Genomic DNA, 6,421 nt, shown 5'->3' on the forward strand with positions numbered 1-6,421 from the left:
GGCAGGGCCCGGTGGGCGGACGCCTGCCCCGGCTTCTGCTGAGCAGGTAGGGCACCTGCCCGGGGGCTAGATCTGACCGGCGTCGGCCAGGAGTTCTCGGGCGTGTTCCTGGGCTGCTGCCGACTGGTCGTGGCCAGAGAGCATTCGGGCAAGCTCTACGACTCGTTCCTCGGGTGTGAGAACCTGCACACGAGAGAGGGAGCCGTCATCGTTTTTGCGTACCAGGATGTGCTGGTCGGCAAAGGCTGCTACCTGGGGCAGGTGGGTGACTACCAGTACCTGCACGTTCTTAGCGAGCATAGCCAGGCGGCGACCGATTTCGATGGCTGCCTTACCGCCGACGCCGGAGTCCACCTCGTCAAAGATGAAGGTGGGCACGGGGTCTACTTCTGAGAGCACCACTTCGAGGGCCAGCATCACGCGGGAAAGCTCACCACCCGAGGCACCCTTGCCCAGAGGGCGGGGGACGGCCTGGGCGTGGGGAGCCAGCATGAAGGTCACCGCGTCCTTACCGTAGCGGTGGAACTTTTCGGTTTCTTCTACCTCGACCACCAGCGAAGCATTCGGCATGGCCAGAGCTGAAAGTTCTTCGCTGACGGCCGCTGCCAGTTTGCGGGCTGCCTTGGTGCGCAGGTCGGTGAGATCCGCAGCCTGCTCCCCCAGGGTCTCGCGCAGCTGGCGCAGCTCGGCTTCCAGGGCCTCCTGGCGGGCCGGGTCATCTGAGAGGGTTTCCAGGCGGGCCCGAGATTCTTCTGCCCAGGCCAGTACCTCTGCAATATCAGCCCCGTACTTGCGGGTCAGGCTCTTGAGCTGGGCCCGGCGGTGCTCGACCTCAGCGAGGCGTTCTGGCCCCTCGGTATCTAGTCCCGAAGTGTAGGCCGAGATTTCTTCGGCAATATCGGTCACATGAATCAGCGCCTCGTTCAGCCGTCCAGCGAGAGCTGCCAGGTCGGCGTCCGCATCTGCCTCTGCGGCCAGGGCGGTGCGGGCGGCATCGAGCAGCCCCAGCACGTTGGGCTCGTCCGCGTCCCCGTATTCGGTGCCTGACAGAGCGGCGGACGCCGTCGCCGCAGCTAGACGCAGGGACTCAACGTTAGCCAGTTTTTGGCTTTCTGCCCGCAGGGCCTCATCTTCGCCCTCGGCAGGTTGCACCGAATCGATTTCTGCTAGAGCCCCTTGCAGGGTCTGGGCTTCCAGCGCGCGGGCGCGGGTATTTTCGCGGACGTCGCGAAGTTCCCCGGCTGCCTGACGGTAGCGCTCGTAGTTGACGGTGTAGGCCGCCAAAAGCTTTTCAAGTTTTTTCCCGGCGTAGGAGTCCAAAGCGTGACGCTGTTCGGCGGCGTCCTTGAGGCGCAGCTGGTCGGACTGGCCGTGGACCGCAACCAGGGTATGGCCGATATCGGCCAGCGTGCCGATAGGGGCAGAGACACCGCCCACGTGGGCGCGGGAGCGACCGGCGGCACTGACGGTGCGGGCCAAAAGCAGCTCGGCAGAACCGCCGTCGAGCTCCTCAACCGAACCACCGGCGTCCTCGGCCAGGGTTAGGGCGCGATGCCCCTGAGGCAGGCGGATAACGGCCTCAGCCAGGGCGTTTTTAGCGCCGTTGCGCACGCTAGAGGCATCGGAGCGAGCGCCCAACAGCATACCCAGAGCCGTCACGACCATGGTTTTACCGGCGCCAGTCTCACCGGTCAGCACCGAGAAGCCGGGTTCAAGAGGCAGGCGGGCATCGGTAATAACGCCCAAATCGCGCAGGTGAATTTCTTCAATCACGTGGGAAAACTTTCTTGACGAGGTTAGTCGTTACGGATAACGGTCAGGGCGCTGGTCGCAGGCCCGGGGGTGTGGGGGCCGCGCCAGCCCGCAATGGGTAGCTCGAACTTCTTGACCAGGCGTTCTGAGAAGGGGGCCGGGTGCATACGGGCCAGGCGGACGGGCTTGGACGAGCGGGTTACCTCGACGCGGGCCCCGGGAGGCAGGTCGCGGGTACGGCGTCCGTCGCACCAGAGCACACCTTCTGCCCCGTTGGTGGAGATCAGCTCTACCGCCATCATCGAGGTCGGTGCGGTCACCAGGGGGCGGGCAAAAAGAGCGTGGGCTGAGAGGGGCACCATCAGCATAGCCTCAACGCTGGGCCAGACAACCGGGCCGCCGCCAGAGAAGGCGTAGGCGGTTGATCCGGTCGGGGTTGCCAGCACCACACCATCACAGCCAAAGGACGAGAGCGGGCGCCGGTCTACCTCAATGACCACCTCGATCATTTTTTCGCGGTTGCCCTTTTCAACGCTGGCCTCGTTGAGAGCCCAGGTTTCAAGAATTTTCTGGCTGCCGTCCCAGACCTTCACATCAATCGCCATGCGCTCTTCGACCGTATAGTCGCCCGAGACCACTCGCTCAACGGTTTCGGTTAGGTCGAATTCTTCGGCCTCTGCAAGAAACCCTACGTGGCCAAGGTTGACGCCGATGAGGGGTATCTGGGTGTGGCGAATCATCTCGGCAGCGCGCAGAATCGACCCGTCACCGCCCAGCACCATACCCAGCTCGATATCTTTGAGCGCCACAGACTCGTGGGCCACCGCCACGGGGACGGGGTTCTCCCACTTTTCGGTCAGGGCTTCCAGGTCAGCGCGGTTCATCACGGGCACCAGGCCAGCCCGGTGCAGCTGCGTGCAGGTAGCACGAGCAGCGTTGCGGGCCTCAAGACGGCCGGTATGGGCGAAGACAAGAATATTGCGCTCCCCCGGTGTCTTGGTCTGCTGGGGTGTGAGGGCGGTGTCAGGTGTTTCGTTCACACTTTTAGGCTAGCTGACCGTAGGCAGTTTTGCTGTTTTTCTGGGCCCAACACACCGTATTTTTTCGAATATTTATTCGATTTCAGGTGCGAGGGGAGCGGCAGATTCCTCCACAGCGGGCTTACGGCACCAGAGGAAAAACTCCACATTACCGTCCTGCCCGGGCAGAGGACTTTCCTGTTCCCCGAGCACGTGCAGGCCGGCGTCCTGCGCTGCTGCGCGGACGGACGCCACGGCGTCCGCTCTCACCTCAGGGTCAGTTACCACCCCGCCCTTGCCGATGCGGGCCGGGCCCACCTCAAACTGGGGTTTGACCATGAGCAGCAGGTCCCCACCTGCGGCCGTTGCCCGAGCCAGCGGCTCAACAACCTTGGTTAGGGAGATAAAGCTCAGGTCTGAGACCGTAAGGGCTACCTGCCCGCCGATATCGTCGGGGCTCATGTGCCGCACGTTCATGCCCTCATAAACGTCAACGGCCGGGTGGTTCCGGATCTGCTCGACCAGCTGGTCGTGCCCCACATCAACCGCCGCAACCTGGCTGGCACCCCGACGCAGGAGCACGTCGGTAAAACCGCCGGTAGAGGCACCTGCGTCCAGGCAGAATTTACCGGCAACGGTGATTTCTGGGAAGGCGTCCAGCGCCCCGGCCAGCTTATGCCCGGCGCGGCTCACATACTCGGTCAGCTCGCTGCGGCGGACGCGGACGCGGTCCCCCTCCTTCAGCTTTTGGGCTGGCTTCGTCACGGTTCGGCCGTTCACGCTGATGTGCCCGCCCTCAACCATCTTGGCCGCCAGCGTGCGGGAGCGGGCAATCTTTGCCTGCACCATGTACTGGTCCAGTCGCATGTTCTTCCTTCCCGCTCCGCACTCGGCTCTAGCGGCTTGAATCTAGGTCTTCTTTGAGGGCGGACGCCAGCTGGCCCAGCCTCTCGATGCGTTCGGTGGCGTCCAGGGCCAGGGCAGCTGTCAGCGCCGCCTCGAACTCGGGGTCGAGAGCCTCGGCTTCTTCAGTCGGTAGCCCCGAAACTGCCTTTTCTTCGAGACTCTGGGCGGTTTCGTCCGCGCCCTTAGCCACGGTGCACCTGGCTAGGAGACACCGGGGCGGACGCATCGGGGTGGGCAGCCCACCAGGCTGCGCAGGCCACACGCCAGCTATCAATCTCGCTGCCCTCACCGGTGATGGTGAGTTCGGTATCGGTTGCCTCAGCGGACCAGCCTGCGCCCCAGGCGCTCATACCGGTTGCTGTAGCCTGCGCCTGGATCTGGGGATAGTCCTCAAAGAAACCGGCGAGGTCTTCCAGAATATAGGTAGGACGCTCCAGCGGAATAGCCGCCAGAATGCTCTGGTAGGTCTCCACCCCGGTCATAACCACGGCCGTCGCCATCGCAGCACGGTTACCGCCCTGGATATCGGTATCCAGGCGGTCGCCCACCACCACAGGACGCTGAGAGTTCAGTTTCTGGGCGGCGGTGACAAAAATAGGTGACTCCGGCTTACCAGCTACCTGCGGGGTGCGCCCGGTAGCCGTCGCTACAGCCCCCACCAGGGTGCCGTTACCGGGGGCGATGCCACGTTCCTTCGGGATAGTGAAATCGGTGTTCGAGGCAACCCACAGCACCTTCTCATCGGCCAGTGTGTAGGCGGCTTCAGCGAGATCTTCCCACACGATCTTGGGATTGAAGCCCTGGGCCACAGCTACCGGCTCATCAGCCTGGCTATTGACGGGGGTTAGCCCGGCAGCCGCTACGCAATCGGCGAGAGCCTGCGCCCCGGTAATCAGCACCTTAGCCCCCGCAGGGAGCTGGGCCTTCAGCAGCTCAGCAGCAGCCTGGGCTGAGCTAATCACATGGTCGGCATCGGTGTTGACGCCGAGTTCCACCAGGTGATCAGCAACGGCCTGGACGCTGCGCGAGGCATTGTTGGTCACGAAGGCTACCGGTACCCCGGCATCCTGTGCCCTGTTCAGAGCCTCAGGGGCACCTTCAATAGCGAAGGGTCCGGCATACACTACACCATCAAGGTCAGAGAGAATAGCGTCGTGGGCTGCCAGCAGCATTAGTCGCGGTCCTCCTCAGCAGCTTCAGCAGACAGCTCGAAGAGGGCTTCTTCCTCTGCCTGGTCTTCGCTCACTACGGTTTCAGTGGCCGTCAGGGTTTCGTCGACCTCAAAAAGGGCGCCATCTTCGTTTGCTTCAGGCTCTTCTGCCGTTACTGCATCGGCAGCCTCGGTTTCGGTGGCTTCAGCAGCGTCTGCTTCCGCGTCGGCCTCTACAGCTTCAGCAGCCGGTGCCTGGGCTTCAGCGGCTTCAAGATCAACGGAGGGTTCTTCGGGTTCAAGCAGGTCCTGCTCAGTGAAAATATCGAAGATTTCAGGTTCAACAAAGTCACCCTGGCCTAGAGCGGCCTCAGTCATCAGGGCAAGGCGCGCCCAACGGGCTGCTTCCTTGCTACGCCCGTCCTGCTCCAGCAGTTCAGCATAGGTGTTGAAGAGGCGGGGTGAGTAGTCGAACCCGCGCTTGGGGTTCAGCTCAGGAATCTCAAGGGCCTTCAGAGCCTTCTTCAGCTCGCCCTGGTCGCTGTAGATACCGGAGACAACGATAGCGACCTCAGAGCGGACGGCGGCAGGTACCTCTTCGTTCTTCGCTTCTTCAGCCAGGGTCAGGGCCTTTTCGATACGTCCCAGGGCACGCTCGCAGTCTACGAGCAGCGCTAGGTGCTCGTTGGAGCCCGAGATACGGCGGTGGGTGCGCAGTTCACGCAGGGCCAGTTCAAAGTCCTCTGCAGCGTAGGCTGCGATACCGACGACCTCGCGGACGACGCCGATTCGGCCTGCGCGCTTTGAGGCAGCAACAGCGTGTTCCAGGGCGAAGTCGGGGTCGATGTCGAGGTAACGGCCGACCATGACCAGATGCTTGGCTACGGTGTCTGCGTTCTGGGCTTCTAGCTGGCGCAGGGCACGCAGGGTCCAGTTTTCGAGTTCCTTGCCGGTGACGTCAGTGTCGATTTCGGGTGCGTTCTTTGACGGACGGTAGTCACCGCTGGGATTCTTTGCCTCAGCAGTAAAGTTACGGTCTTTGCGCTCCCCCTGGAAGCCGCGCTTATTCTGGTCGCGGTCGAAGTTCTTGCGGGGGCCATTACCCTTACGGTCGAAGGAGCGCTCCCCGCGGCCGTTACCGTTGTTTTTACGGTCGTCGAAGCGCTTGCCACCGCCGCGGTTCTTATCGAAGGGCTTCTTCTTGTCGCCGTAGGGGCGGTCGCCGTCGCGCTTGGTGTAGCCGCTGTCGTTACGGTCGGAGCGGTCGCTGCGGTAGGGGCGTGAGGAGTTACGGTCGTTGTTCTTCTTGTAGCCACCGCGGTTTTTATCTGAGTGGTTACGTGAGTATTCAGCCAAGTGAGCTCCTCTATGGTGTTTGTGGTGGGGGTTGGGCTCTTTTTGCCCTGTTTTTAATGCTAGGTTCTAGTTTATCTGGCTTGGGGTACCTTGCGTAGGGGCTGCCTGGTCTTACCGGTGCGTTTTCAGGCACACAGCGTCACTCTTGGCCGTCGCTTTAAAACAAAAAAGGGCTCGGAGCGATAACTCCGAGCCACAAACAAAAAGAGCCCGAGCTATAAAGCTCAGGCTCTTCCTG

General features: G+C 62.4%; 6 protein-coding genes. All 6 read right to left on the bottom strand.

What is annotated here, in order from left to right:
- Positions 1–66 precede the first annotated feature (66 nt).
- On the bottom strand, positions 67–1,773 hold the full coding sequence (recN, locus tag ACRCJM_RS03655; protein WP_431463839.1) for a DNA repair protein RecN: 1,707 nt from the start codon (positions 1,771–1,773) through the stop codon (positions 67–69).
- A gap of 23 nt (positions 1,774–1,796) precedes the next feature.
- Entirely contained in the window at positions 1,797–2,792 is a 996-nt protein-coding gene (locus ACRCJM_RS03660) for an NAD kinase (RefSeq protein WP_431463840.1), read from the bottom strand.
- A gap of 72 nt (positions 2,793–2,864) precedes the next feature.
- Positions 2,865–3,638, bottom strand: a complete 774-nt coding sequence (locus ACRCJM_RS03665) for a TlyA family RNA methyltransferase (RefSeq protein ID WP_431463841.1) — start codon at positions 3,636–3,638, stop codon at positions 2,865–2,867.
- A gap of 28 nt (positions 3,639–3,666) precedes the next feature.
- Entirely contained in the window at positions 3,667–3,867 is a 201-nt protein-coding gene (locus tag ACRCJM_RS03670; protein ID WP_237223648.1) for a hypothetical protein, read from the bottom strand.
- A complete protein-coding gene (locus ACRCJM_RS03675) occupies positions 3,860–4,849 on the bottom strand; it encodes an HAD-IIA family hydrolase (RefSeq protein ID WP_431463842.1) in 990 nt (329 codons plus the stop codon). The genes ACRCJM_RS03670 and ACRCJM_RS03675 overlap by 8 nt, the downstream gene beginning before the upstream one ends.
- Positions 4,849–6,183: a hypothetical protein gene (locus ACRCJM_RS03680; protein ID WP_431463843.1), complete on the bottom strand. Its 1,335-nt coding sequence runs from the start codon at positions 6,181–6,183 to the stop codon at positions 4,849–4,851. Before ACRCJM_RS03680 ends, ACRCJM_RS03675 begins: the two co-directional genes overlap by 1 nt.
- Positions 6,184–6,421 lie beyond the last annotated feature (238 nt).

It is taken from the genome of Rothia sp. L_38, assembly GCF_050689125.1.
Taxonomy (GTDB): domain Bacteria; phylum Actinomycetota; class Actinomycetes; order Actinomycetales; family Micrococcaceae; genus Rothia.

Bases quoted from the DNA above. Each gene is read 5' to 3' on its own strand.
- ACRCJM_RS03665 (WP_431463841.1), bottom strand. From the start codon at position 3,638: ATGCGACTGGACCAGTACATGGTGCAGGCAAAGATTGCCCGCTCCCGC.
- ACRCJM_RS03675 (WP_431463842.1), bottom strand. From the start codon at position 4,849: ATGCTGCTGGCAGCCCACGACGCTATTCTCTCTGACCTTGATGGTGTA.